Origin of the sequence: Lysobacter sp. Hz25 (genome assembly GCF_046097045.1) — a bacterium.
GTDB lineage: Bacteria > Pseudomonadota > Gammaproteobacteria > Xanthomonadales > Xanthomonadaceae > Lysobacter > Lysobacter antibioticus_B.
In genome coordinates this window covers 60,571-81,956 of sequence record NZ_CP175666.1, presented here as the reverse complement: position 1 = coordinate 81,956, position 21,386 = coordinate 60,571, and the positions used below count along the sequence as shown (strand labels likewise).

Annotated in this window: 21 protein-coding genes; 17 read left to right on the top strand and 4 right to left on the bottom strand. The window is 67.0% G+C overall.

Annotated elements, in window-relative coordinates; genetic code table 11:
• Positions 1-495: 495 nt before the first annotated feature.
• The 6 genes from ACKN61_RS00385 to ACKN61_RS00360 all read left to right on the top strand — a co-directional run bounded on the left by ACKN61_RS00385 (position 496) and on the right by ACKN61_RS00360 (position 5,146).
• Positions 496-1,287 (top strand): ABC transporter ATP-binding protein, encoded by a 792-nt coding sequence (locus ACKN61_RS00385; protein WP_408951801.1) that lies wholly within the window; start codon positions 496-498, stop codon positions 1,285-1,287.
• Complete coding sequence (locus tag ACKN61_RS00380; protein WP_031373842.1) at positions 1,287-2,036, top strand: MlaE family lipid ABC transporter permease subunit; 750 nt, start codon at positions 1,287-1,289, stop codon at positions 2,034-2,036. The genes ACKN61_RS00385 and ACKN61_RS00380 overlap by 1 nt, the downstream gene beginning before the upstream one ends.
• Positions 2,037-2,313: 277 nt before the next feature.
• On the top strand, positions 2,314-2,883 hold the full coding sequence (mlaD, locus tag ACKN61_RS00375; RefSeq protein ID WP_408951800.1) for an outer membrane lipid asymmetry maintenance protein MlaD: 570 nt from the start codon (positions 2,314-2,316) through the stop codon (positions 2,881-2,883).
• Positions 2,880-3,539, top strand: coding sequence for a phospholipid-binding protein MlaC (locus ACKN61_RS00370; protein ID WP_031373844.1), 660 nt, complete (start codon positions 2,880-2,882; stop codon positions 3,537-3,539). The genes mlaD and ACKN61_RS00370 overlap by 4 nt, the downstream gene beginning before the upstream one ends.
• 2 nt (positions 3,540-3,541) lie before the next feature.
• Positions 3,542-3,841 (top strand): STAS domain-containing protein, encoded by a 300-nt coding sequence (locus ACKN61_RS00365; protein ID WP_408951799.1) that lies wholly within the window; start codon positions 3,542-3,544, stop codon positions 3,839-3,841.
• A 129-nt stretch (positions 3,842-3,970) separates the two neighbouring features.
• Positions 3,971-5,146: an MlaA family lipoprotein gene (locus ACKN61_RS00360; RefSeq protein WP_408951798.1), complete on the top strand. Its 1,176-nt coding sequence runs from the start codon at positions 3,971-3,973 to the stop codon at positions 5,144-5,146.
• Positions 5,147-5,231: 85 nt separating this feature from the next.
• Here ACKN61_RS00360 and rmuC read toward each other — a convergent pair whose 3' ends face one another.
• The gene (gene rmuC, locus ACKN61_RS00355; RefSeq protein ID WP_408951797.1) at positions 5,232-6,806 is read right to left on the bottom strand and encodes a DNA recombination protein RmuC; all 1,575 of its coding nucleotides are present in this window, start codon (positions 6,804-6,806) and stop codon (positions 5,232-5,234) included.
• Positions 6,807-7,208: 402 nt separating this feature from the next.
• Here rmuC and ACKN61_RS00350 point away from each other — a divergent pair, with 402 nt between their 5' ends.
• Complete coding sequence (locus tag ACKN61_RS00350) at positions 7,209-7,532, top strand: hypothetical protein (protein WP_408951796.1); 324 nt, start codon at positions 7,209-7,211, stop codon at positions 7,530-7,532.
• Positions 7,533-8,606: 1,074 nt separating this feature from the next.
• On the opposite strand, the gene ACKN61_RS00345 is transcribed toward ACKN61_RS00350, so the two are convergent.
• Positions 8,607-9,776, bottom strand: coding sequence for a class I SAM-dependent rRNA methyltransferase (locus ACKN61_RS00345; RefSeq protein ID WP_031373977.1), 1,170 nt, complete (start codon positions 9,774-9,776; stop codon positions 8,607-8,609).
• A gap of 136 nt (positions 9,777-9,912) precedes the next feature.
• On the opposite strand from ACKN61_RS00345, the gene ACKN61_RS00340 reads away from it, so the two are divergent.
• The 4 genes from ACKN61_RS00340 to ACKN61_RS00325 all read left to right on the top strand — a co-directional run bounded on the left by ACKN61_RS00340 (position 9,913) and on the right by ACKN61_RS00325 (position 12,523).
• On the top strand, positions 9,913-10,686 hold the full coding sequence (locus tag ACKN61_RS00340) for a rhomboid family intramembrane serine protease (RefSeq protein ID WP_408951795.1): 774 nt from the start codon (positions 9,913-9,915) through the stop codon (positions 10,684-10,686).
• An 81-nt stretch (positions 10,687-10,767) separates the two neighbouring features.
• On the top strand, positions 10,768-11,214 hold the full coding sequence (locus ACKN61_RS00335; protein WP_408951794.1) for a hypothetical protein: 447 nt from the start codon (positions 10,768-10,770) through the stop codon (positions 11,212-11,214).
• Positions 11,215-11,351: 137 nt separating this feature from the next.
• Positions 11,352-11,720, top strand: a complete 369-nt coding sequence (locus ACKN61_RS00330; RefSeq protein ID WP_408951793.1) for a hypothetical protein — start codon at positions 11,352-11,354, stop codon at positions 11,718-11,720.
• Between the two features lie 23 nt (positions 11,721-11,743).
• Entirely contained in the window at positions 11,744-12,523 is a 780-nt protein-coding gene (locus ACKN61_RS00325) for a transporter (RefSeq protein ID WP_408951792.1), read from the top strand.
• On the opposite strand, the gene ACKN61_RS00320 is transcribed toward ACKN61_RS00325, so the two are convergent.
• Positions 12,485-13,399 (bottom strand): hypothetical protein, encoded by a 915-nt coding sequence (locus ACKN61_RS00320; protein WP_408951791.1) that lies wholly within the window; start codon positions 13,397-13,399, stop codon positions 12,485-12,487. The genes ACKN61_RS00325 and ACKN61_RS00320 overlap by 39 nt on opposite strands.
• 285 nt (positions 13,400-13,684) lie before the next feature.
• On the opposite strand from ACKN61_RS00320, the gene ACKN61_RS00315 reads away from it, so the two are divergent.
• The 4 genes from ACKN61_RS00315 (at position 13,685) to ACKN61_RS00300 (ending at position 18,969) form a co-directional block, all read left to right on the top strand.
• Positions 13,685-15,397: a hypothetical protein gene (locus ACKN61_RS00315; protein ID WP_408951790.1), complete on the top strand. Its 1,713-nt coding sequence runs from the start codon at positions 13,685-13,687 to the stop codon at positions 15,395-15,397.
• 440 nt (positions 15,398-15,837) lie between these two features.
• On the top strand, positions 15,838-17,541 hold the full coding sequence (locus ACKN61_RS00310; protein WP_408951789.1) for a M20/M25/M40 family metallo-hydrolase: 1,704 nt from the start codon (positions 15,838-15,840) through the stop codon (positions 17,539-17,541).
• A 50-nt stretch (positions 17,542-17,591) separates the two neighbouring features.
• On the top strand, positions 17,592-18,305 hold the full coding sequence (locus ACKN61_RS00305; RefSeq protein WP_408951788.1) for an aspartate/glutamate racemase family protein: 714 nt from the start codon (positions 17,592-17,594) through the stop codon (positions 18,303-18,305).
• A gap of 91 nt (positions 18,306-18,396) precedes the next feature.
• Complete coding sequence (locus tag ACKN61_RS00300; protein ID WP_408951787.1) at positions 18,397-18,969, top strand: cytochrome c oxidase assembly factor Coa1 family protein; 573 nt, start codon at positions 18,397-18,399, stop codon at positions 18,967-18,969.
• On the opposite strand, the gene ACKN61_RS00295 is transcribed toward ACKN61_RS00300, so the two are convergent.
• The gene (locus tag ACKN61_RS00295) at positions 18,932-19,408 is read right to left on the bottom strand and encodes an Lrp/AsnC family transcriptional regulator (RefSeq protein WP_408951786.1); all 477 of its coding nucleotides are present in this window, start codon (positions 19,406-19,408) and stop codon (positions 18,932-18,934) included. The two genes, ACKN61_RS00300 and ACKN61_RS00295, sit on opposite strands and share 38 nt — an antisense overlap.
• Before the next feature lie 142 nt (positions 19,409-19,550).
• Here ACKN61_RS00295 and phhA point away from each other — a divergent pair, with 142 nt between their 5' ends.
• Both phhA and ACKN61_RS00285 read left to right on the top strand, forming a co-directional pair.
• On the top strand, positions 19,551-20,444 hold the full coding sequence (gene phhA / locus ACKN61_RS00290) for a phenylalanine 4-monooxygenase (RefSeq protein WP_408951785.1): 894 nt from the start codon (positions 19,551-19,553) through the stop codon (positions 20,442-20,444).
• A 451-nt stretch (positions 20,445-20,895) separates the two neighbouring features.
• Positions 20,896-21,159 carry a hypothetical protein gene (locus ACKN61_RS00285; protein WP_408950250.1) on the top strand — a complete coding sequence of 88 codons (264 nt, stop codon included), beginning with the start codon at positions 20,896-20,898 and terminating at the stop codon, positions 21,157-21,159.
• The last annotated feature ends 227 nt before the right edge of the window (positions 21,160-21,386 follow it).

Here is a 21,386-nt window from a genome sequence, read left to right as displayed (position 1 = left end):
CCCCTGCCCCCCTTTTTCAAAGGGGGAACTCGCTCCTGAGGGAAGATCGGGACTTGAAAGTCAGTCGCTCAAGCAACGCTCTTTAAGAAATCGCTCTCGTCGGAGCGTTCGGCCGCGCACGCTGAAAGTGGGACTATCAAACAGGGCATAACGCACACGATGCAGACACGCACGCCCCCTTCACCACCTCATCCTCAAGAAGAAGCCCCCCCTTTGAAAGGGAGGCAGGGGGGATTTGCTCTTGCTTTCGCTTCCTCATCTCGCCCGCCCACACCCCTCGACACACTTAAAACCGTTTTAATCGCCGCCGGCCACCCTGCCTCGGCGATGCGACGACGGCCGAACGCTCCGTCCCGCCACCGCTGCGAGCAAGGCCGCCTAACCTGCGACAATGGCCGACGCTCGACCCCGGTTCAGGCTGGCTGGGCCAAGCTGCGCCGTTTTGCAGCCTCGTCCGACCGTCTCATCGCCCTCGCACACGGACAGTCCTACCGCATGACGACCGAACCGCCCATCGTCCGCCTGACCGACCTCCGCCTCGACCGCGGTGGCCGCAGCGTGCTGCGCGGGATCAACCTGTCGGTGCCGCGCGGCAGCATCGTCGCGGTGCTGGGCCCCTCGGGCAGCGGCAAGTCGACCCTGCTGTCGGCCCTGACCGGCGAACTCGCACCGACCGCGGGCACGGTCGAGGTGTTCGGCCAGAAGGTGCCGCAGGACCCGCGCGAGCTGCTCGAACTGCGCAAGGGCATCGGCGTGCTGCTGCAGGGCAACGGCCTGCTGACCGACCTCACCGCGGCCGAGAACGTCGCCCTGCCGCTGCGCGCGCATACCCGCCTGCCGAAGGCGCTGATCCAACGCCTGGTGCTGATGAAGCTGCATGCCGTCGGCCTGCACGCCGCCGCCGACGCCTTCCCGCGCGAGCTGTCCGGCGGCATGGCGCGCCGGGTCGCGCTGGCACGCGCGCTGGCGCTGGACCCGCCGCTGATGATCTACGACGAGCCGCTGACCGGGCTGGACCCGATCGCCTCGGGTGTGGTCATGAGCCTGGTGCGCCGACTCAACGACACCCTCGGCCTGACCAGCATCGTGGTCACCCATCACGTCCACGAGACCCTGCCGGTCGCCGACCACGCCATCGTGATCGCCAACGGCGGGATCGTGTTCTCGGGCACGCCGAGCGAACTCGAACGCAGCCAGGACCCGCTGGTGCGCCAATTCCTGCTCGGCGAACCCGACGGCCCGATCGGTTTCGACGCCGCACCGCGCACCACCACGGAGGCCGCCTGATGCCCTTCATCGCTGCGACCCGCTCGCTGGGCCGCGCCGGCCTGTTCTCGCTGTCGGTGCTGCGCGCGTCCAAGCCGACCCGCGACTTCTTCCGCGAGCTGACTCGCGAAATCTATAAGATAGGCGCGCGTTCGCTGCCGATCATCGCCGTTGGCGGCGCGTTCGTAGGCTTATCCGTGACTTTGCTGGGCTATCGCGCGCTCGATACCTACGGCGCCGCCAACCAGGTCAGTGCCATGCTCGGCCTGGGCATGTACCGCGAGCTCGGCCCGGTGCTGACCGCGCTGCTGTTCATCGGCCGCGCCGGCAGCTCGATCGCCGCCGAACTGGGCCTGATGCGCGCGACCGACCAGATCACCGCGCTCGGCCTGATGGCGATCGACCCGATCGCCAAGGCGGTCGCGCCGCGCTTCTGGGCGGCGGTGCTGTGCGTGCCGCTGCTGACCGGTTTCTTCTGCAGCCTGGCGATCAGCGCGAGTTATTTCGAGTCGGTGCACGTGATCGGCATCGAATCGGGGATCTTCTGGCAGGTGCTGAAGGACAGCGTCGACTTCTTCGACGACTTCCTGATGGCCTTCGTGAAGTCGGCGGTGTTCGGCGCGACCGCGGCCCTGGTCGCGGCCTATGTCGGCTACCACGCCGAGCCGACCATCGAGGGCACCTCGGTGGCGACGACCCGCGCCGTGGTCAACGCCTCGCTGCTGGTGCTGATGTTCAACTTCGTGATGTCGGCGCTGCTGTTCAAGTAAGTAAGGTGGCTGTCGTTTCTCCCGCAAGCGGGAGGGAGTGGCTTCAACCCTTCTCCCGCAAGCGGGAGAAGGTGGCCCGCAGGGCCGGATGAGGGCACGGGAAGAGGTCGAAGCTGCGCAAGCGCGCCGCCCTCGCCCCAACCCCTCTCAGCCTTGCGCTCCCTACGGTCGCCGCCGCTGGGAGAGGGGCTCAAACCCGGATTTTGCTCGACACGTAGTAGACCAACCGTTACATCGCCGCGCCGAACCGCGCGGGCTTTATCCCCAAGGTGATGCCATGTCCGTCCGCAGTCCCCGCATCGAATTCGCCGTAGGCGCATTCCTGCTGCTCGCCCTGGCTTCGCTGCTGGTGCTGGCGATCGCCTCCACCAACGGCAAGTTCGGCTTCGGCCGCAGCAGCTACGAGATCACCGCGCGCTTCACCACCATCGGCGCGCTGCGCCCGAACGCACCGGTCAAGATCGGCGGCGTGACCGTGGGCCAGGTCGCCGACATCTCGCTCGACCCGGTCAAGTACAGCTCGATCGTGACCCTGGCGATCGACAACCGCTACCGGAACCTGTCGGCCGACACCGCCGCCGGCATCTTCACCAGCGGCCTGCTCGGCGAAAGCTATATCGGCCTGACCCCGGGCGGCGACCCGGAGAACCTTAAGCCCGGCGACGAGATCTACCTGACCCAGCCGGCCGTCGACCTGATTCAGCTGGTCGGCAAGTACATGTTCAGCGGCGGTGGCGCACAAGGCGGCAATGCGGCCGGCGATTCGGCCGCCAAGCCCGCCGACGCCGGCGTTCCCGACTATCTCCAGGGCGAAGCCGCCCCCTCCACCGACGAGACCAAGAAATGAAGCGTTCACTGATCTCCATCGTCCTCGCCTCGGCCCTGCTCGCCGGCGCTCCCTCGCTCGCCCTCGCCCAGGTCACCGCGGCGCCGGGCACCGCACCCGCCGCCGGCACGCCTAGCGCGATGGTGCTGGCCAACAGCACCCGCATCCTGTCGACCCTGGAAGCGCGCCGCCCCGAGTTCAGCAAGAACCGCGCCGCGCTCAGCCAGTTCATCTCGACCGAGTTCACCCAGGTGTTCGACCGCGACTACGCCGCGCGCCTGGTCCTGGGCACCCACGGCCGCGGCGCTTCCGATGCCGACGTCGCCGCGTTCGCCGATGCCCTCACCGGCAGCCTGATGCAGCGCTACGGCTCGGCCCTGCTCGACTTCAACACCAAGCTCAAGGTGCGCATCAAGTCCGAGACCCCGTTGCGCGGCGGCGCCATCGTCAAGGTCTCCAGCGAATTCCTGCGCCAGGGCGGCGAGCCGATTCCGGTCGACTACCTGCTGCGCAAGAACGGCGCGCAGTGGAAGGTGTTCGACGTGATGGTCGAAGGCGTGAGCTTCGTGCAGACCTTCCGCAATCAGTTCGATACGCCGCTGAACCAGAAGTCGATCGCCCAGGTCGCCAAGGACCTCAAGGCCGGCAAGCTGCAGGCCCAGGCGAGCGGCAACTGAGCATGGGCGCAGCGACGGCCCGCGGCGCCGCCGGCGTGCGCAAGGACGGCGAGGCGCTGGTGTTCAGCGGCGCGCTCCACCGTGCCGCGGCGGCGACGCTGTGGTCGCAGGCGCGCGCACTCGTGAGCGGCGTGCGCCGTTTCGACCTGAACGCGGTGAGCACCGTCGACAGCGCCGGCCTGGCGCTGTTGGCCGAGCTGGCCGCGCAGGTCGAGGGCGTCGAAGTGGTCGGCACGCCGGTTGGGCTGAGCGAGTTGCGCGCGGCCTACCGGCTCGACGACGCGCTCGGTTTCGGTCGCTAAGTTCAGGCTCTCGAGTTCCGGTCGCCGATACACGAACTCCGTCGCAGAACTCTCCTGTTGCGGTCGCCAACGCCGACGGATCCGGCCTGGCTGCCCCCACCCGTTGTCCCGGAAGACTAGACTGCAACCATGCGCCCCCACGCACTCTCACTCTCGCTCGGCCTGGCTTTGGCCGCGCTGCATTCCGTACCGGCTTTCGCGCAGGACGCGAACCCGGCCTCCGTTACCGAAGCGGCCGTCGTAAGCGCCACGGCGCAAACCGACGCTGCGCTCGCGACCGCACCGACCGAAACTCTCGCGCCCGCCGACGCGGCGACGACGCCGGTCGACACGACGCAGGCTGCAACGGCCGAGCCCGCTCTCGACTACGCCCTCGCCCAGGTCGAATCGAGCCAGGTCCAACCGGCACAGCCCGATCCGAATGCGCCGGCGGTCGAAGCCGCCGAGCCGCCGACGGCCACCGCCGCGGTCGAACCGAGCGCGGCCGACGACCAGCCCACCGAGGCCGAGCGCGATTTCGACGCGCTCTACGGCAGCCCGGCGCAGGAGTACGACCCGGTCGCCGACCCGACCCTGCCGGCGCCGGCTTCGGTCCCGGGCGCGTTCGACCCGTGGGAGAAGTACAACCGCAAGATGCACCGCTTCAACATGGCGGTGGATCGCGGCGTCGCCCGTCCGCTCGCGCGCGCCTACTCCAAGGTCGTGCCGCGTCCGGTGCGCCTGGGCGTCAGCAACTTCTTCAACAACCTCGGCCAGCCGGTGTCGATCCTCAACGCGCTGCTGCAGGGCAAGCCCAAGCAGGCCGCGCAGGCGCTCGGCCGGTTCGCGCTCAACACCACCCTCGGCATCGGCGGCCTGTTCGACCCGGCCAGCGACGCCAAGCTGCCCAACCGCAGCGAAGACTTCGGCCAGACCCTGGGCGTGTGGGGCTGGAAGCGCTCGCGCTATGTCGAGCTGCCGTTCTTCGGCCCGCGCACCGTGCGCGACTCCTTCGGCGCCCTCGGCGATGCCCCGTTGAGCCCGCTGCGCCATGTCGAACGCGACCGCATCCGCATCCCGCTGCAGGGCCTGCAACTGGTCGACGTGCGCGCCCAACTGCTGCCGCTCGACAGCCTGCGCGACGGCGCCGAGGACGAATACGCCCTGGTCCGCGACTCCTGGACCCAACGCCGCGACTACCAGATCTTCGGCGACCGTCTCGACAAGAACGGCGACAGCGCCCTGCCGGAATACCTGCAGGACGACAGCAACCCCAGCGTGCCGGCCGATGCGATGCCGGTGATGCCGACGGACGGCGGTCGCTGAGTTTTACGCTCGCCTCGCAGCACCGCGTAACGACGAACGGCCCGGATGCGAATCCGGGCCGTTCTGCTTTAGCGGTATCGCGACCTCAAGCCTGCGGCGCTTCATCCCCGCCGAGCGGCAACAAACCCGCGGCCCCTTCGATCGGCCGCACGCCCTCTTCGCCGTCTTCCGAGGCAGCGTCCTCGTCGGCCGACAACTCGACCAACTTCGGCGGCAAGGCCTTGTTCGGTTTCACGCCCATGTCCTTCAGCATCTCGGCCTGGCGGATCACGCTGCCCTTGTTGCGGCTGAGCTTGTCGCGCGCGGCGTCGAAGCTGTCCTTGGCCTGGCCGATGCGGTCGCCGACTTTCTCCAGGTCGGCGACGAAGGCGCACAAACGGTCGTAGAGCTGCGCGCCGCGCTTGGCGATTTCCTGGGCATTGCGGTTCTGCGCTTCCTGCCGCCACAGATGCGCGACGGTGCGCACCACGAACAGCAAGGTCGACGGGCTGACCATCAGCACGTTGCGCTGCCAGCCGTCCATGAACAGGTTGCGGTCGTTGGTGACGGCAAGCATGAAGGCCGGCTCGATCGGCACGAACATCAACACGAAATCGAGCGAACGCAGGCCGTAAAGCTCCTGGTAGCGCTTCTCCGACAGCCCGCGCATGTGTGCGCGCACCGAGTCCAGGTGGCGCTTGAGCGCGCGCGCGCGCTGCTCGTCGTCTTCGCCGCTCGCGTACTCCTCGTACGCGGTCAGCGAGACCTTGGAGTCGATCACCAGATGCCGGTCCTCGGGCAGATGCACGGTGACGTCGGGACGGCGTTCGCCGTCCTCGCTGTTGTGGCTTTCCTGGACGTCGTACTCCTCGCCCTTGCGCAACCCGGCCGACTCCAGCACGCGTTCGAGGATCAACTCGCCCCAGGCGCCCTGGGCCTTGCTCGACCCCTTGAGCGCGCTGGTGAGGTTCTTGGCGTCGTCGCTGAGCGACTGGTTCAAGGCCATGAGCTGGCGGACCTGCTCGCCGAGCGCGGTGCGGTCGCGGGTTTCGTTGTCGTAGACGGTCTCGACCTTGCTCTGGAATTCGACCAACTTCTTCTGCAGCGGGTCGAGCAGCAAGCCGAGATGGCTGCGGTTCTGTTCGGTGAAGCGCTTGCTCTTCTCTTCCAGGATGTCGTTGGCGAGGTTCTTGAACTCGGAGGTCAGTTCTTCGCGCACTTCGCGCAGCTGGGCGATCTTGGCCTGCGATTGATTGCGCTCGGCGTCGAGCTGGGTCGCCAGCTCGGCGGCCTGCACCGACAGACGATGGGCCTCGGCGGCATGACGATCGCGTACGCGCTCGGTCTCTTCCAGGTTCGTCCGCGCCACCCGCAGGCTGTCCTGCTCCTTGGCCAACTCGGCGCCGACGCGGCCGATCGACTCGCGCAGCACGCCGCTGTCGCGCACCAACTGATCGCGCAGACTTTCGAGTTCGCCCAGACGCGACTGCAACTCCGGAATGCGCGCAGCGCGCTCCTGCAACTGGGCCCGTTCCTGGTTGGCCGCATTCAACTGCGTGCCCAGCTCCGCGCGCGTCGCCTCCAACGCTCTTGCGGCTCCGGCCCGGGCCAGCAGCCAGGCGAGCGCGGCGCCGATCAACAACGCGAACAGGATGGCAACGAGGGCAGCGGTCAGGGGCATCGGGAAACTCTTGAGGAAGGCCTTGGGGCCGGGCGCCGGGGGTGGGCGGCGTGGAGCGGGCGGGGGAAGCAGGCGATTCGACGCCGCTGGGCTCGGAGCCGGCGGGTCGATACCGATCGCAGCCTGTCCGCGCAGCCGCAGGATGGTGTCTAGTCTAACGGGGTGAGTCTCAGGCCCTGCGATGGCGAGCGGTTAGGCCTTGGCGGTCGCCTCGGCGATGGCGTCTGCCGACCGCCCGCTCGGGTGGGACCCGGCGCGAAGGGGAAATGCGCAGACGGTCTCAGATCGCGCCTGAATCGGGGCGACCGAGTTCCGTACGGAACCGAACCGCCGCCGGGAACTGTGCCAATCTGGATTCGCCCCGATCGGCTTCGCCGACCGGCCACCGCAAGGATCGCATGCATGGACCCGCAAGCTCCCCGGCTCTACGCCGACCCGCGCGGCATCTGGCGCGACGATGGCGCCGGCCGCGTCCACGGCATCCGCTGGGCCGATATCGACGGCATCGACGGCTATGCGATCGACGTGATCGACCGCAAGCTGATCTTCGTCGAACTGGGCACCGTGAGCGGCGACAGCCTGGAGCTGCGCACCGACTGGCCGGGCTATCGCGAAGTCGCGACCGCGATGAGCGTGCACCTGCCGGGGCTGGACCTGGACGCCTTGAAGCGCCTCGAATTCGCCCTGCCCGACGACCCGCCGGCGGTGTTGTGGTGGCGCGATTGAGGTGATGGCGCATGGCGCGCGCTTGAGGGCGCCCCCTGTAGGAGCGGCGTGAGCCGCGACCGCGGGACGCTCCGAGAAGTAGTGCCGATGTCGCCCATCGAAGCGGCGTACTTTCGCGGGGAGGGTAGGAGCGGCGTCCCGCTGGATTTCCTTCGGTCACAAGCCGCGACCGCGGGACGAGTAGAGGCAGCAACGCCGGTGTGATTCAACGAGGCGGTGCGCCATCGCGAGGGTAGGAGCGGCGCGAGCCGCGACCGCGTCGCGACGGTCTCGCGGCGCATCTATCCAGCAAGATCAAACGCCAAAAGCTTCCGCCACTAAAGCGGCGGGTTACTTTCTTTTGTCTAAAGCAACAAAAGAAAGTAATCAAAGAAAAATGCTTTTGCTTTGAATCACAGGCCCGCACGATCGATGCATTCGCAGGGATTTTTCATACGGGACATCCCTGTCCCGATGAAAAACGGCCTGCATCCATGCAGGCCGCCCTCCGGGTCTTCGATTGCCTTTGCGAGTGCGCGGCGGCGCACAGCCAGGGCCAGAGCTAAGGGTTTTGGATCACGATGGTTTCGAGCGATTTTCGTCAGCCGAGATTCGCGGTCGCGGCTCGCGCCGCTCCTACCCAAAGCTAGGCCTTCGGCTGCTGTTGCTGTAAGAGCTTGGCGCAGTTCCGAACTTGCGATGCAGCCGTAGACCCGGAGGGCGGCGCACAGGACGTGCGCCGTTTTTCGATAGGACAAGGATGTCCTATCGAAAAATCCCGGCGCTAGCTGCGCACTCGTGGCCTGTGCCCTTGCAAGGAGAGCCCTTTTCTTTGGTTAGCTTTCTTTTGGGCTTAGCAAAAGAAAGTAACCCGGCCGCGTTAGCGGACGGAAGCTTTAGATGTTGCTTCACCGCTCTGCCGCAACAAACGCCGCAACGGCGAGCAACGCGGTCGCGACTCGCGTCGCTCCTACCCTGCGGCAGATCAAAGCTTCGCTCAATGACGGCGGCTAGGCGACCCCTGCGCGTCCCTTGGTCGCGGCTGACGCCGCTCCTACAGAGGGGGAGCGGCGCACTACAAACCTCGCAGTCGGCTCAATCCAACACCCGACAGAACACCGCCTTCAGATACCGCGACTCCGGCACCTGCGCCAGCCATGGATGATCCGCGCCCGCGCCGGACACCTTGAGCACCTGCACGGTGCGCCCGGCATAGAACGCGGCGCGACGCAGCATGTCGAGGAACTGGTCTTCGCTGACCAGGCCGGTGCAGGAGAAGGTCGCGAACAGGCCGCCGGGCTTGAGCGCGCCCAGCGCCAGCTTGTTCATGTCGAGGTATTTCTTCAGCGCCGGGATCACCTGTTCGCGGTCGCGGGTCATCTTGGCCGGGTCGAGGATCACCACGTCGTAGAGATCGCCGGCGTTGGCGACGTCGCGCAGGTACGGAAAGATGTCGGCCTGGACGAACTTGACCTGGGCGCCGTTGAGCTTGGCGTTGGCCTTGGCGATGTTGATCACGTCGGCATCGATGTCCACGCCGACCACTTCCTCGGCGCCGCGCACCTTGGCGTAAACGCCGAAACCGCCGGTGTTGCAGCACAGGTCGAGCACGCGCTTGCCGGCGACCTGCTGCGACAGCCATTCGCGGTTGTCGCGCTGGTCGGCGAAGAAACCGGTCTTGTGCGCGCCGGCCGGATCGGCGCGGAACTTGATGCCGTACTCGGTGATCGTCGCCGGCGGCACCGCCTCGGTGCCGCGGAAGTCGAAGCTCTCCTGCTTCTGCACGTGCTCGTCGGCGAAGGCGTAGAAGCGGCAGCCCGGGAACTGCTGGCGCAGCGCGTCGTAGATCCATTCGCGGTGACGGAAGGCGCCGGCGCTGAAGTATTCGACCACCAGCAGATCGCCGTAGCGGTCGACGACCAGGCCGCTGAGGCCGTCGCCTTCGCTGTGGACGACGCGCCAGGCGTCGCTGACCTCGTCGAGCTTGAGCACGTCGCGGCGCAGCGACACGGCCGCGGCGATCTTGCGCGCGAACCAGTCGGCGTCGACTTCGACGTCCGGGTCGTTTTCGAGCATGCGCAGGGCGATGCGCGAGTGGCCGTTGTAAAAGCCGCGGCCGATCCAGTCGCCGTCGACGCCGAGCACGTTGACGATCGAGCCCGGCTTGGGCCGCTGGGCCGGCTTGTCGACCAGGCGCTGGAAGATCCAGGGGTGGGTGGATTTCCAGGCGTTCTTGAGGCGTACGGTGGGGAGTTCGTTATTCATCCCGCCATTCTACCGGGGAGAGGCCTCCGCCTCGCCCGGCCGGGGCCGCCCGGCCCCGCCGCCGTCCCGCTGGCGGGACAAACCGGCCCGACGAACGCGGCTTGTATTCCTTCCGGGCGGTGCCAATCTCGGTGTTATGCACCTGCCCACCGAAGCCCCCATCCCCGACACCCCGGCCCAGCGCAAAGCCGACCGCAGCCGGCTGATGCGCGCGCTCAATGCCAGCCTGGCCTTCGTCCTGGTGCTGATCGCGGTGTTCACCGCCCAGGGCCAGTTCGACGTGCGCGCCTTCACCGTCCAGCCGTGGTCGGCCGAGGGCCTGGTCGGCCTGCTGACCGCGCCGCTGCTGCACGGCTCGATCGAGCACTTGGCCGCCAACGCCACCTCGCTGTTGCTGCTCGGCACCCTGACCGGCGCGGTCTACCCCAAGGCGACCCTGCGCGCGCTGCCGATCCTCTGGCTCGGCGCCGGGCTCGGCGCCTGGCTGCTGGGCGATCCGGGCAGCTATCACCTCGGCGCTAGCGGTCTGACGCATGGCCTGATGTTCCTGGTCCTGACCCTCGGCGTGCTGCGTCGCGACCGCCCCTCGATCGCCGCGGCGATGATCGCCTTCCTGCTCTACGGCGGCATGTTGCTGACCGTGCTGCCGCGCGAGATCGGCGTGTCCTGGCAGGCCCACCTGGGCGGCGCGGTCGCCGGCGTGATCGCCGCCTTCGCGTTCCGCCTGCGCGACCCGCTGCCGCCGCGCAAGCGCTACAGCTGGGAAGACGAGGACGAAGAGCTGGTGCCGGCCCACGACGAACTGGAACCGCCGAGCCCGCAACGCGTGCCGGTGTTGTGGAACCGCCCGGTCGACGGCGAACGCGGCGTGGTCTTGGAGTTTCCGGCGCGGCAGAGGCACGAGGAGTAGCCGTACCCCGGCATCGCTTTCACTCAGGTTTATACTGGACTGGCTCTCCGTATTCCGGCTCAAGCCGAGCCCCTTCGAGCGATGCCCTTTCATTACGACCCTAGCGCCGGCATTCCGGTGCCTGAGTACGGGCTTACGATTCCCTGGCGCATCACTCAGCCCGAATTGTTCGACCTGATACCGCGCGATCGATTCGAAGACTGTGTTTACGGTCCATCGGTACTGCGTTTCACCTTGTTCGGCTACACCGCGCCGTTCTGGTTCGACTTCGTCACTCGATCGACGCTGAGCGAAGTGCAACTTTTCCGATGGAAGCCTCGCTGGCGCGCGCTCAAGCCAGACTTTCGCGAGAGCGCACAGGCCTTGCGCGGCGTACTCGGCCCACCCGATCGCCTCGATCAACCCGACGGTCAGCTCTGGCATTTTCCCGCGGTTCGGGTCGAGAACTCGGCCGTCGCCGGGCGCCGTCCCCCTAACCGGCCTCTGCGGGTGTACCGGCACCTGCTATCGGTGCAGTTATGGCCCTAAACCGTTAGCGGCCGGGCTATCGGAGCCGATTCGTTTCGCTCGCGTGCTCCTGCGTCGGCGCGTTAGAGTGGCTTGGCATCCATGCAGATGAACTGCACGCTGCCCGATTTTTCCCGCTGCCTCCGGAGCCCTTCGCCATGCGCCGCCGCCTCATCGCATCCGCCGTCCTCCTGCTCGCCGCCTCGCCGCTCGTCCACGCCAAGAGCGCCTGCATGATCGAAGGCCAGGTGCTGGGCCAGATGATCAACGAATGCACCGAGACCGACCTGCCGGCCTCCGAAGACGCGGCCAAGCCGCAATGCAACAGCTCGCTGCCGGGCCTGGCGGAAATCGGCGGCCAGGTCACGGCGCGGCCGGTCGCGGCCTGCCCCTCGGGCGCGGTCGCGATCTGCGATTCGCCGATGAACGCCAAGGCACGCATCTACTACTACAAGCGCAACGCCGCGCAGATCGCCGCGATCAAGCAGGCTTGCGAGATGCAGCGCGGTCAGTGGGTCAAACCGTGAGGCCGAGCGACGAGCGCGCAGCGGTGCGCGTCAGGTGGGCCGCCGCGCTCGCCGCGACGCTCGCCCTCACGACCGCGCCGGCGGCGGCACAAACCTCCGACGACGCCGAGCCGCCTTCGTTCGACCGGCCCGGCATCTCGTTCTCGACCGACACCCTGCCGCGCGGCGCCTTCGCCTGGGAGCAGGGCTTGCCGGATTTCGAGCGCAACGACGACGGCGGCCGCCGCAGCCGGCTCTACAGCGCCAACACCAATCTGCGCCTGGGCCTGAGCGAGCGGGTCGAGCTGCAACTGGCGACCTCGGCTTACAACCGGCTGAGCGAACGCGACGGCGACGGCCGCCGCTCGCGCCACGGCGCCGGCGACACCGGCCTTGCCGTCAAGGTCGCGCTGCCGTCCTCGCACGAGGCGTTTTCGTGGGCCGTGCTCGGCGCGGTCACCGCCGCCAGCGGCGCGCGCGACTTCAGCAACGGTGCGACCCAATACACCCTCGGCACCACGCTCGGCTACGGCTTCAACAAGCGCGTCGCCGGCGCGCTGTACTTCAACCTCGACCGCAGCGACGGCGCCGACACCTGGACCTGGTCGCCGAGCCTGAGCTTCGCGCTCAGCGACCGCACCGCGGTCTATGTCGAGGCCGGTATGTCGCACAGCGATCACGCCTCGACCACCTCGATCGCGGGCGGCGGGGTCACCTGGATGGCGACCCCGCGCGTGCAGCTCGACGCGTCCTTCGACGTCGGCCTGGACCGCAACAGCCCCGATCTACAGGGAGGTCTTGGGGCGTCGTTCTACTTCGACTGAGCCGCGCAAGGCCGCGGCCGTGCCGACGCCGGTGGCGATCGCCGAGGCGTAGTCCGGCGCCTGCGTGTCCGCCGATTCGTAGGTCCACAGGAAACCGCCGCCGATGCCGTCGCTGGCCCATTGCGCGTACTGCTGCTGGACCTGGTTCGGCGTCGAGTCGGTGGATACGCCGGGAATCACGAAGCTGGCCGGGAAGCCGCTGCCGAGCGTCTGCTGCAGCGCCTGGATCCACTCTTCCGGATCGTTGCCGGCGCCGCCGGAGTAGCACTGCAGGTTGAAGCCGATGACCAGGCCGGGATCGGTCTTCTGCAGTTCGGCCACGCAGCCGACCCAGAACTCGGGGTTGTAGTAGGGGCAGAAGGTGACCTTGAAGCCGGCCTTGCCGAGCATGCGGCTGAAGTCGACGATCAGCTTCTGGCTCTGCATTTCCTCGTCGTCCAGGTCGACGGCCTCGATCGACGGGAAGGTTTTCTTCAGCGCGACCAGGTTCTGGAACAGCGGATTCTTCTCGCCGTTGCCGAACTCGGCGATCAGCTTTTGGATGTTGCCGTAATCGCCGACCCCGCCGCCGCCGATCGACAGCCAGACGCGTTCGATGCCGGTCGCGCCCAGGGTCAGCGAGTTGACCAGGGGCACCCATTCCGGCGGACCGACGTACTGGCCGTTGGAGAAGATCTCCAGGTCGTTGTAGTACAGGTCGCCCTTGTACTTGTCCGGCGCCGGCGGCGACTTGTCCTGGTAGTGCACATGCGCCAGGGCCAGGATCGCCGTATTGAAACCGGAAGTCTTGAGCCCCTGGACATAGCCCTTGCCATCGGTCTTGGAGAACAGACCTTCGCAGTAGGCGGCGACGATGGACGTGCGTGCGTTGGACATGATCGACTCCTCGTTGTGGGTGAGCCTCTGGACCAACGCGTGCATGCGCTGCGCTCGGACAGGTTTTCCGCGGCAAATCGCGTCTTTGCGACCGGCTTCGCACTCTTCCGCACGCGGGCGCAGCAGCCAGCTCAGCGACATGACGATCGCCACCGCCACACATCGCGTGGACGCTCGACTTTCGCGACCGTCATCGCAGTATCGAAAAGTCTGGGAATGGCCCTAGTTGGCCGCATTCAGCTTGCCGCTCACAGTGCCCGCCTTCCTCCTCGCGAGCGCGTGCGCATGATTCCCTACGATCCGGTTTCCTCACCTTCGGTCACCACCGTCCAGGCGCAGGCGCCGGACCCCAAGCAGGTCGACAGCGCCGCCGATCGCGTCCTCGATGCCGGCGACCGCGATTTCATGAAGGACAACTACGAAAAGCGCATGGACGTGTTCGCCAAGGAGATCAGCGGCCAGTCGCGCGAGTTCCAGGCCGAGTTGATCAACACCATCCTCGACCGCGACGGCGGCGCGTTCAAGTCGTGGATGCACTCCGACCGCCTCAACTGGATGACCAGCGACGGCGACATTTCGCAGCACGAGAAGAGCGAGGTCTATGCGGCCTTCGCCGAAGGCATCGACCGCGGCCAGATCGACGCCGGCAAGATCGACGCCGGTTTCGTCCGCGGCAGCCAAAACCCGGGCTTGATCGGCCAGTACATGGACGCGCAGAACTTGAACGACAACGGCGGTTTCAGGCGCGCCATGGTCGCCTTCAGCGGCCTGAGCTCCTGCGAGATGCAGACCTTCATCACCAACGACGCCAACCAGGCGCTGATGCAGCGCTTCGAAAAGGCCGTGCAGGGCCACCAGGATTGGTACGAGAGCCTGGTCGAGGACTATACGGTCGCGTCCAAGGGCTATTCCAAGGTCTTCGAAGGCGAGGTCGAATTCAGCAAAGAACAGCTCATGGCGATGCGCAGCGCCTTCCTCGCCGACGACGGCCTGCACACCAGTGGCGAATTGCTGCTGGCCTACCCCGACCGGATGGAACGCAACGAGCGCGTGACCGAGCAATACCACGAGCTCTCCACCGGCATGAGCGAGATCCTCGGCAAGGACAACGCCAACTGGGCGACGTTCGCGCAGTGGGCCTCCGACGAGATCGGCCGCAACCTCGACGGCACCCTCGGCATTGCGCTCGGCGAAATGGGCGGCAACCCGAAGTACTGGCTGTCGGTCGGCAACACCATGCTGAGCTCGGACATCTCGCCCTCGTTCAAGCACTTCGTCGACATCTTCGGCGGCGGCAAGAACCGCGAGATGAGCTTCGAGCAGTTCTGGTCGAGCTTCGAGAACAAATACGCCGGCCGCGAGCTGACGTATACCGACGGCCGCGACACCCAGCTCGACATGAAGAACGCCTTCAAGGCCTATTACGACTCGATGAAGCTCAAGGACGGCGAGGCCGCGATCACCGACCCGGCCCAGCTCGCCGATTCCAAGGACCATCGCGGCGAGTTGATGCTGTACGCCAACAGCCTGATCGGCCTGCAGGAGCAGGACATCATCAACAAGGACATCAGCAACGGCATGCGCGGCTTCGGCATCGTCAATCCGGGCGGCTTCGGCGAACACTGGATCGATCTGCACGTGCCCGACCGCGACGGCAAGGGCGGCCGCGAGATCAACCTCAACCTGGACATGAAGAATTCCGACAACCGGGTCAACTTCGACTCCGGCCGCGAGTTCGTCACCGCCGACGGCCGCACCATCAAGCTCGGCGACGAAGTGCGCACACGCCTGAACGGCCTCGACGGCAACCCGAACAACGAGGACGAGACCGACATCAACAACGCCGACACCAATCATTGGGAGAGCTACAGCCAGCGCATGGGCACGATCTATCACCTGTTCGCCAACTCCCAGCGCGATGGCGAGCTGTTCCTCGATGCGCGCGACGTGTTCGATTCGCGGGCGAAGGACCTCAACAATAGTCCTTGGCGGAGTTAAGGATGAGAGAGTCGAATCTCTCGGTCCCTCGAGGTTGCGGAAACGAGCACACCGATACCGTCGACCGCGAACGGCTTTCGGCCGTTCTTTCCTACTCGACGCTTCTGCGCGCCAAAAGCTAAATCCCCCCGCCCCCCCTTTTTTAAAGGGGGGAACAGCAATGCCTATGCGGGGAACGGGGAACGGGGAACGGCCAATGATTCATGGTTGGGGACAATAGCCCTCGCAGAACGTTCCCCTCCCTAATAAGCCACGCCCCAACGCCCCCACGCACTATTCCCCCCCTTTGAAAAAGGGGGGTAGGGGGGATTTGCTCTTGCTCTATCCCCAAGACAACACGCCCCCTCATCTTGGCGCCACCACCCCGCGGTGGTAGCGTCGCCAGCGCAGTCCGCAGTCGTCCGTCGCGGGGTTCCGCGACCTCATCGCTTGGGGAATCGATGCGCTACTCGCCCTTCTGGTCCGTCGTCGGCGTCTGCCTGATCGCCACCCTTGCCGCCTGCCAGCGCGCCGCACCACCGCCGCCGGCACCGGACGGTTTCGACGAAAGCGCCGGCGCCGACGCGCGCCGGATCGAATCGGACCTGCGCTTTCTCGCCGACGATCTGCTCGAGGGCCGCGAGGCCGGCACGCGCGGTTACGACCTGGCGGCGCTGTACGTCGCCGAACGCCTGCGCGCTATCGGGCTGCGCCCGGCCGGCGACGACGGCCGCTACTTCCAACGCGTGCCGCTGCTGCGCGCGAAACGCGTCGACGGCGGCGGCGAGCTGGTGATCCGCCGCGACGGTGCCGCCACCGCCCTGAAGTTCCGCGAGCAGTTCCTGCCGCAGCTCAATTTCGACCGCGGCGACGCGCGGGTGACCGCGGCGGCGGTGTTCGTCGGCCAGGCGGTGCGCGCGCCGGAGCTCAAGCAGGACGATTTCGCCGGCCTCGACCTGCGCGGCAAGATCGCGGTGTTGTTCCACGGCGCACCGCCGCGCTTCGATACCGACCGGCGCGCGTTCTACAGCTCGTTCCGGGAAAAATTCGCCGCCCTGGTCGAGCGCGGCGCGATCGGCGCGGTGATCGTGTCCACCGACGACGAAAAGAAACGCCAGCCCTGGGCGCGCGGCGCCGAGAACTGGGCCCGCCCCGGCATGCGTCTGCGCGGTGCCGACGGGCGCGCGCTCGATACCTTCCCGCAACTGCAGGTGATCGCCCAGGTCAGCGCGGCCAGCGCCGGCGCCCTGCTCGATGGCGGCGGCCATACCGCCGCGGCGCTGTTCCACGATGCGCGCGAGGGCAAGCTGCGCGGCTTCGCGCTGCCGGGCACGATCGAACTGTCGGCGCAGACCCGCATCGAACCGGCCGAATCGCGCAACGTGGTGGCGGTGTTGCCCGGCACCGATGCCGCACTCAAGCGCGAGCACGTGCTGTTCAGCGCCCACCTCGACCACATCGGCATCGGCGCGCCGGTGCACGGCGATGCGATCTACAACGGCGCGCTCGACAACGCCCTGGGCGTGGCGATCATGCTAGAAGCCGCGCAACAGCTCGCACGCTCGAAGACCCCGCCGAAGCGTTCGCTGCTGTTCGTCGCGGTCACCGCCGAGGAGAAAGGCCTGCTCGGCGCGGAATGGTATGCGCGGCATCCGACCGTGCCGCGCGACTCGCTGGTCGCCAACGTCAACATGGACATGCCGGTGCTGCTAGTGCCGACCCGCGACGTGGTGCCGATCGGGGTCGAGCATTCCAGCCTGCAGGCGGTGCTGGACCGGGCCGCGGACGAAGTCGGGGTGAGCCTGTCGCCGGATCCCTCGCCGCAGGAAAGCGTGTTCATCCGCAGCGACCAGTTCGCTTTCATCCGAGCCGGCGTGCCGGCGGTGTACCTGACTGGCGGGGTGAAGGCGCAGCAGTCCGGCGTCGATGCCGGCAAACACCAACGCGATTTCCTGAGCAAGCGCTATCACCAACCCGGCGACGATACGAGCCAGCCGATCCAGTACGGCGACGCCGCGCGCCTGGCCCGGCTCAACGCGCGCATCGGCCAGTCGATCGCCGACGCGCCGCAGCGGCCGAGCTGGAACGCCGGCGATTTCTTCGGCGAGCGCTTCGGCGGCCTCGATGCGCGCGCATCGTCGACGGGCGCCGCGGCAACGCGCTGAGCGCCGCCGCGCGCGCCGAGGCCGCGCGAACGCATGGCTATACTGCGGCGATGAACCAAGTCGCGATGAAGACGCTGGGCCTGCTCGGCGGTATGAGCTGGGAATCGACCCTGCCGTATTACCGGCTGATCAACGAAACCGTGCGCGAGCGCCTCGGCGGTCTGCATTCGGCCAAGCTGCTGCTGTACAGCGTCGATTTCGCCGAGGTCGAACGCCTGCAACATGCCGGCGACTGGGACGCGGCCGGCGTGCTGCTCGGCCAGGCCGCACGCTCGCTGCGCGACGGCGGCGCGCAGTTGCTGGTGATCTGCACCAACACCATGCACAAGGTCGCCGATGCGGTCGAAGCCGCCTCCGGCCTGCCGCTGCTGCACATCGCCGACTCGACCGGCGCGGCGATCCGCGCGGCAGGGTTGAGCCGGATCGGCCTGCTCGGCACGCGCTTCACCATGGAGCAGGATTTCTATCGCCAGCGCCTGGTCGAACGCCACGGCCTGGACGTGATCGTGCCCGACCCGGCCGGCCGCGAACTCGTGCATCGGGTGATCTACGAGGAGCTGTGCCTGGGACGTATACGCGACGAGTCGCGCCAAGCTTATCGCGAGGTCATCGCCGGCCTGGTCGCGCGCGGCGCGCAGGGCGTGATCCTCGGCTGCACCGAGATCGGCCTGCTGATCGGCGCCGGCGATGTCGAGATCCCCTTGTTCGACACCACTGCCCTGCATGCGCGTGCGGCGGCACTGGCGGCGATTGAAGGCGCTTGAAGCAACGACGCGGCGCTCGTCCGGCGGCTTCGCTGGCCAGCAATACCATTCGCGGCGACACTGACCGCCCACCGATTCCGCGGAGCACGCCATGAACGACGATCGTCCGAACCCCGGCTGGTGGGGCCGCAATTGGAAGTGGGCGGTGCCGAGCGGTTGCCTGACCCTGATCCTGCTCGCCGGCCTGTTGCTGGTCGGCGTCATCGGCCTGGGCATCAAGGGCTTGTCGGGCGTGATGAAAGCCAGCGAACCGTACCGGCACGCCATCGCATTGGCCGAGGGCAATGCCGAGGTCGTGGCCGCACTCGGCACCCCGCTGCGGACCGGCAGCATGATCCAGGGCACGCTGAGCACCGAGAACGCGAGCGGCCATGCCGACCTGTCGGTGCCGCTGACCGGCCCCAAGGGCGAGGCGAGGCTCTACATCAAGGGCGAACGCGAGGCCGATCGCTGGACCTATTCGCTGCTGGAAGTGGCGATCGAGGGCAGCGGGCAACGCATCGATCTGCTGAAAGACGAGGCTGCGCCGGCCGAGCCCGCGCCGCCGGCTGCGCAACCCGAAGCGGAACCCCAGGACGATCCCGACGCCGACCCGGAGGCCGCGCCCGCCGACAACGGCGGCCTGGTCAGCGCGACGGCAGCGGCAGGCCGCGGAAGGATTTGACCGTACGCAGCACCAGGCTGGAGTTGATGTCGGCGCCGCCGGCCTGGTTGAGCAGACGATCGAGCAGGAAGCGCGACAGATGCTCGAGGTCGCGCACGACGATCTGCAGCAGATAGTCCATGTCGCCGGTCAGCGCATAACAGGCCACGACCTCGTCCCAGGTTTCGACGAACTCGGCGAAGGCCGCGACCGCCTCGCTGTCGTGACGGCCCAGACGCACCCGCACGAAGGCCTGCAGGCCCAGGCCGAGGCGCTCGGGATCGACCTCGGCGCGGTAGCCGGAGATCACCCCTTCGCGTTCCAGGCGCTGGACCCGGCGCAGGCAGGCCGAAGCCGAGAGGTGTACGCGCTCGGCCAGCTCGGCGTTGGTAAGGCGGCTGTCGCGCTGCAGTTCGGCGAGCAGGACGATGTCGGTACGGTCGAGTTCTACAGTGGCCACATTCAGCGCCCTCGTCGGTAATTACGCAATAATCTTGCGCCAATCCGGCTTTTGCGCGCAACAACGCAAGCTTATTGCGCCGCAGCGCGGTTAAAGTCATCTGGTCCCCGACTGTCCGGGACGCTCCAGGAGCCCCACGGCCATGACCCCCGCCACCCCGCAGCGCGTCGAACATCAGCTCACCGACAAGGGCTACGTGCCGGTCTATACGACCGCCGTGATCGAGCAGCCGTGGGCGTCGTATTCGAGCCAGGACCATGCGGTGTGGGCGCAGTTGTTCGAGCGCCAGCAGCAGGTACTGGTCGGCCGGGCCAGCGACGAGTTCCTGACCGCGCAGCGGGCCATGCACATGAGCCCGCAGCAGATCCCGAAGTTCGAGGACCTCAACCGCGTGCTGCGTGCGCACACCGGCTGGGAGCTGATCGGCGTCGAGGGCCTGTTGCCGGAGCTGACCTTCTTCGACCACCTCGCCAACCGCCGTTTCCCGGTGACCTGGTGGATCCGCAAGCCCGAGCAGATCGATTACCTGGCCGAGCCGGACCTGTTCCACGACCTGTTCGGCCATGTGCCGCTGCTGATGAACCCGGTGTTCGCCGACTACATGGAGGCCTACGGCCGCGGCGGCGTCAAAGCGCACGGCATCAACCCCGAGGCGCTGGTCCATCTGACCCGGCTGTACTGGTACACGGTGGAATTCGGCCTGATCAAGCAGGCCGACGGCCTGCGCATCTACGGCAGCGGCATCGTCTCGTCGAAGAGCGAATCGATCCATTGCCTGGAGTCGGCCGCACCCAACCGGATCGGCTTCGACCTGGAGCGGATCATGCGCACGCGTTACCGCATCGACACCTACCAGAAGACCTACTTCGTCATCGACAGCTTCGAGCAGTTGATGCGGGCGACCGAACCGGACTTCACCCCGATCTACGACCGCCTCGCCGCCCAGGACTCGATCCCGGCCGGCGACGTGCTCGCCACCGACACCGTGTTCCAGCGCGGCACCGGCGAGGGTTGGCTGGTCGACGGCGACGTGTGAGTCGAGCGGCGCGGTTTCGCAGCGGACGAATACGGACGCAACCCCTGTAGGAGCGACGTGAGTCGCGACCCCGCGGCGCGCAGAGCCTGCAAGGCCGGTGTCGTCGGTCGAAGTAGCCTGGTTTCGCCCGGGTAGGAGCGGCGCGAGCCACGACCGCGCCGTGTCGGTCTCACTGCGTCAGCGGGAGCTTCCTGTAGGAGCGACGTGAGTCGCGACCACGGAACGCACAGAGGCTGCAAGGCCGGTGTCATCGGTCGAGGCGGCGTGGTTTCGCCGGGGTAGGAGCGGCGCGAGCCGCGACCGCGTCGTGTAGGTCTCGCGGTGTATCGCTCAAGCAACATCAAGATCAAACGCCTAAAGCTTCCGCCACTAAAGCGGCGGGTTACTTTCTTTTGTCTAAAGCAACAAAAGTCCGTCTGGATTCCCTTCGGTCAAAGGTAACCAAAGAAAAATGCTTTTCTTTGAATCAAGGGCCCGCGCGCTCGATGCCGACGCAGGGATTTTTCATACGGGACATCCCTGTCCCGACGAAAAACGGCCTGCATCCATGCAGGCCGCCCTTCGGGTCTTCGATGGCCTTCGCGAGTACGAGGCTACGCACAGCAACGGCAACGGCAACAGCAAGATCTTTACGGCTGCGACAACACCTACTTTGCTGTTGCTGTTGCTGTTGCTGTTGCCGTTGCCGTTGCCGTTGCCGTTGCCGTTGCCGTGATGAGCTTGGCGCAGCACCGACCTTGCGAGAACACCTGGAGACCCGGAGGGCGCCGCACAGGACGTGCGGCGTTTTCCGATAAGACAAGGATGTCTTATCGGAAAATCCCGGCGCAGGCTGCGTGCTCCCAGGGGAGCTTCGTCAAGGAAAGCCCTTTTCTTTGGTTAGCTTTCTTTTGGGCTTAGCAAAAGAAAGTAACCCGGCCGCGTAGCGGACGGAAGCTCTGC

Bases quoted from the DNA above. Each gene is read 5' to 3' on its own strand.
- ACKN61_RS00385 (WP_408951801.1), top strand. From the start codon at position 496: ATGACGACCGAACCGCCCATCGTCCGCCTGACCGACCTCCGCCTCGAC.
- ACKN61_RS00380 (WP_031373842.1), top strand. From the start codon at position 1,287: ATGCCCTTCATCGCTGCGACCCGCTCGCTGGGCCGCGCCGGCCTGTTC.
- mlaD (WP_408951800.1), top strand. From the start codon at position 2,314: ATGTCCGTCCGCAGTCCCCGCATCGAATTCGCCGTAGGCGCATTCCTG.
- ACKN61_RS00370 (WP_031373844.1), top strand. From the start codon at position 2,880: ATGAAGCGTTCACTGATCTCCATCGTCCTCGCCTCGGCCCTGCTCGCC.
- ACKN61_RS00365 (WP_408951799.1), top strand. From the start codon at position 3,542: ATGGGCGCAGCGACGGCCCGCGGCGCCGCCGGCGTGCGCAAGGACGGC.
- ACKN61_RS00360 (WP_408951798.1), top strand. From the start codon at position 3,971: ATGCGCCCCCACGCACTCTCACTCTCGCTCGGCCTGGCTTTGGCCGCG.
- rmuC (WP_408951797.1), bottom strand. From the start codon at position 6,806: ATGCCCCTGACCGCTGCCCTCGTTGCCATCCTGTTCGCGTTGTTGATC.
- ACKN61_RS00350 (WP_408951796.1), top strand. From the start codon at position 7,209: ATGGACCCGCAAGCTCCCCGGCTCTACGCCGACCCGCGCGGCATCTGG.
- ACKN61_RS00345 (WP_031373977.1), bottom strand. From the start codon at position 9,776: ATGAATAACGAACTCCCCACCGTACGCCTCAAGAACGCCTGGAAATCC.
- ACKN61_RS00340 (WP_408951795.1), top strand. From the start codon at position 9,913: ATGCACCTGCCCACCGAAGCCCCCATCCCCGACACCCCGGCCCAGCGC.
- ACKN61_RS00335 (WP_408951794.1), top strand. From the start codon at position 10,768: ATGCCCTTTCATTACGACCCTAGCGCCGGCATTCCGGTGCCTGAGTAC.
- ACKN61_RS00330 (WP_408951793.1), top strand. From the start codon at position 11,352: ATGCGCCGCCGCCTCATCGCATCCGCCGTCCTCCTGCTCGCCGCCTCG.
- ACKN61_RS00320 (WP_408951791.1), bottom strand. From the start codon at position 13,399: ATGTCCAACGCACGCACGTCCATCGTCGCCGCCTACTGCGAAGGTCTG.
- ACKN61_RS00315 (WP_408951790.1), top strand. From the start codon at position 13,685: ATGATTCCCTACGATCCGGTTTCCTCACCTTCGGTCACCACCGTCCAG.
- ACKN61_RS00310 (WP_408951789.1), top strand. From the start codon at position 15,838: ATGCGCTACTCGCCCTTCTGGTCCGTCGTCGGCGTCTGCCTGATCGCC.
- ACKN61_RS00305 (WP_408951788.1), top strand. From the start codon at position 17,592: ATGAACCAAGTCGCGATGAAGACGCTGGGCCTGCTCGGCGGTATGAGC.
- ACKN61_RS00300 (WP_408951787.1), top strand. From the start codon at position 18,397: ATGAACGACGATCGTCCGAACCCCGGCTGGTGGGGCCGCAATTGGAAG.
- phhA (WP_408951785.1), top strand. From the start codon at position 19,551: ATGACCCCCGCCACCCCGCAGCGCGTCGAACATCAGCTCACCGACAAG.
- ACKN61_RS00285 (WP_408950250.1), top strand. From the start codon at position 20,896: ATGCTTTTCTTTGAATCAAGGGCCCGCGCGCTCGATGCCGACGCAGGG.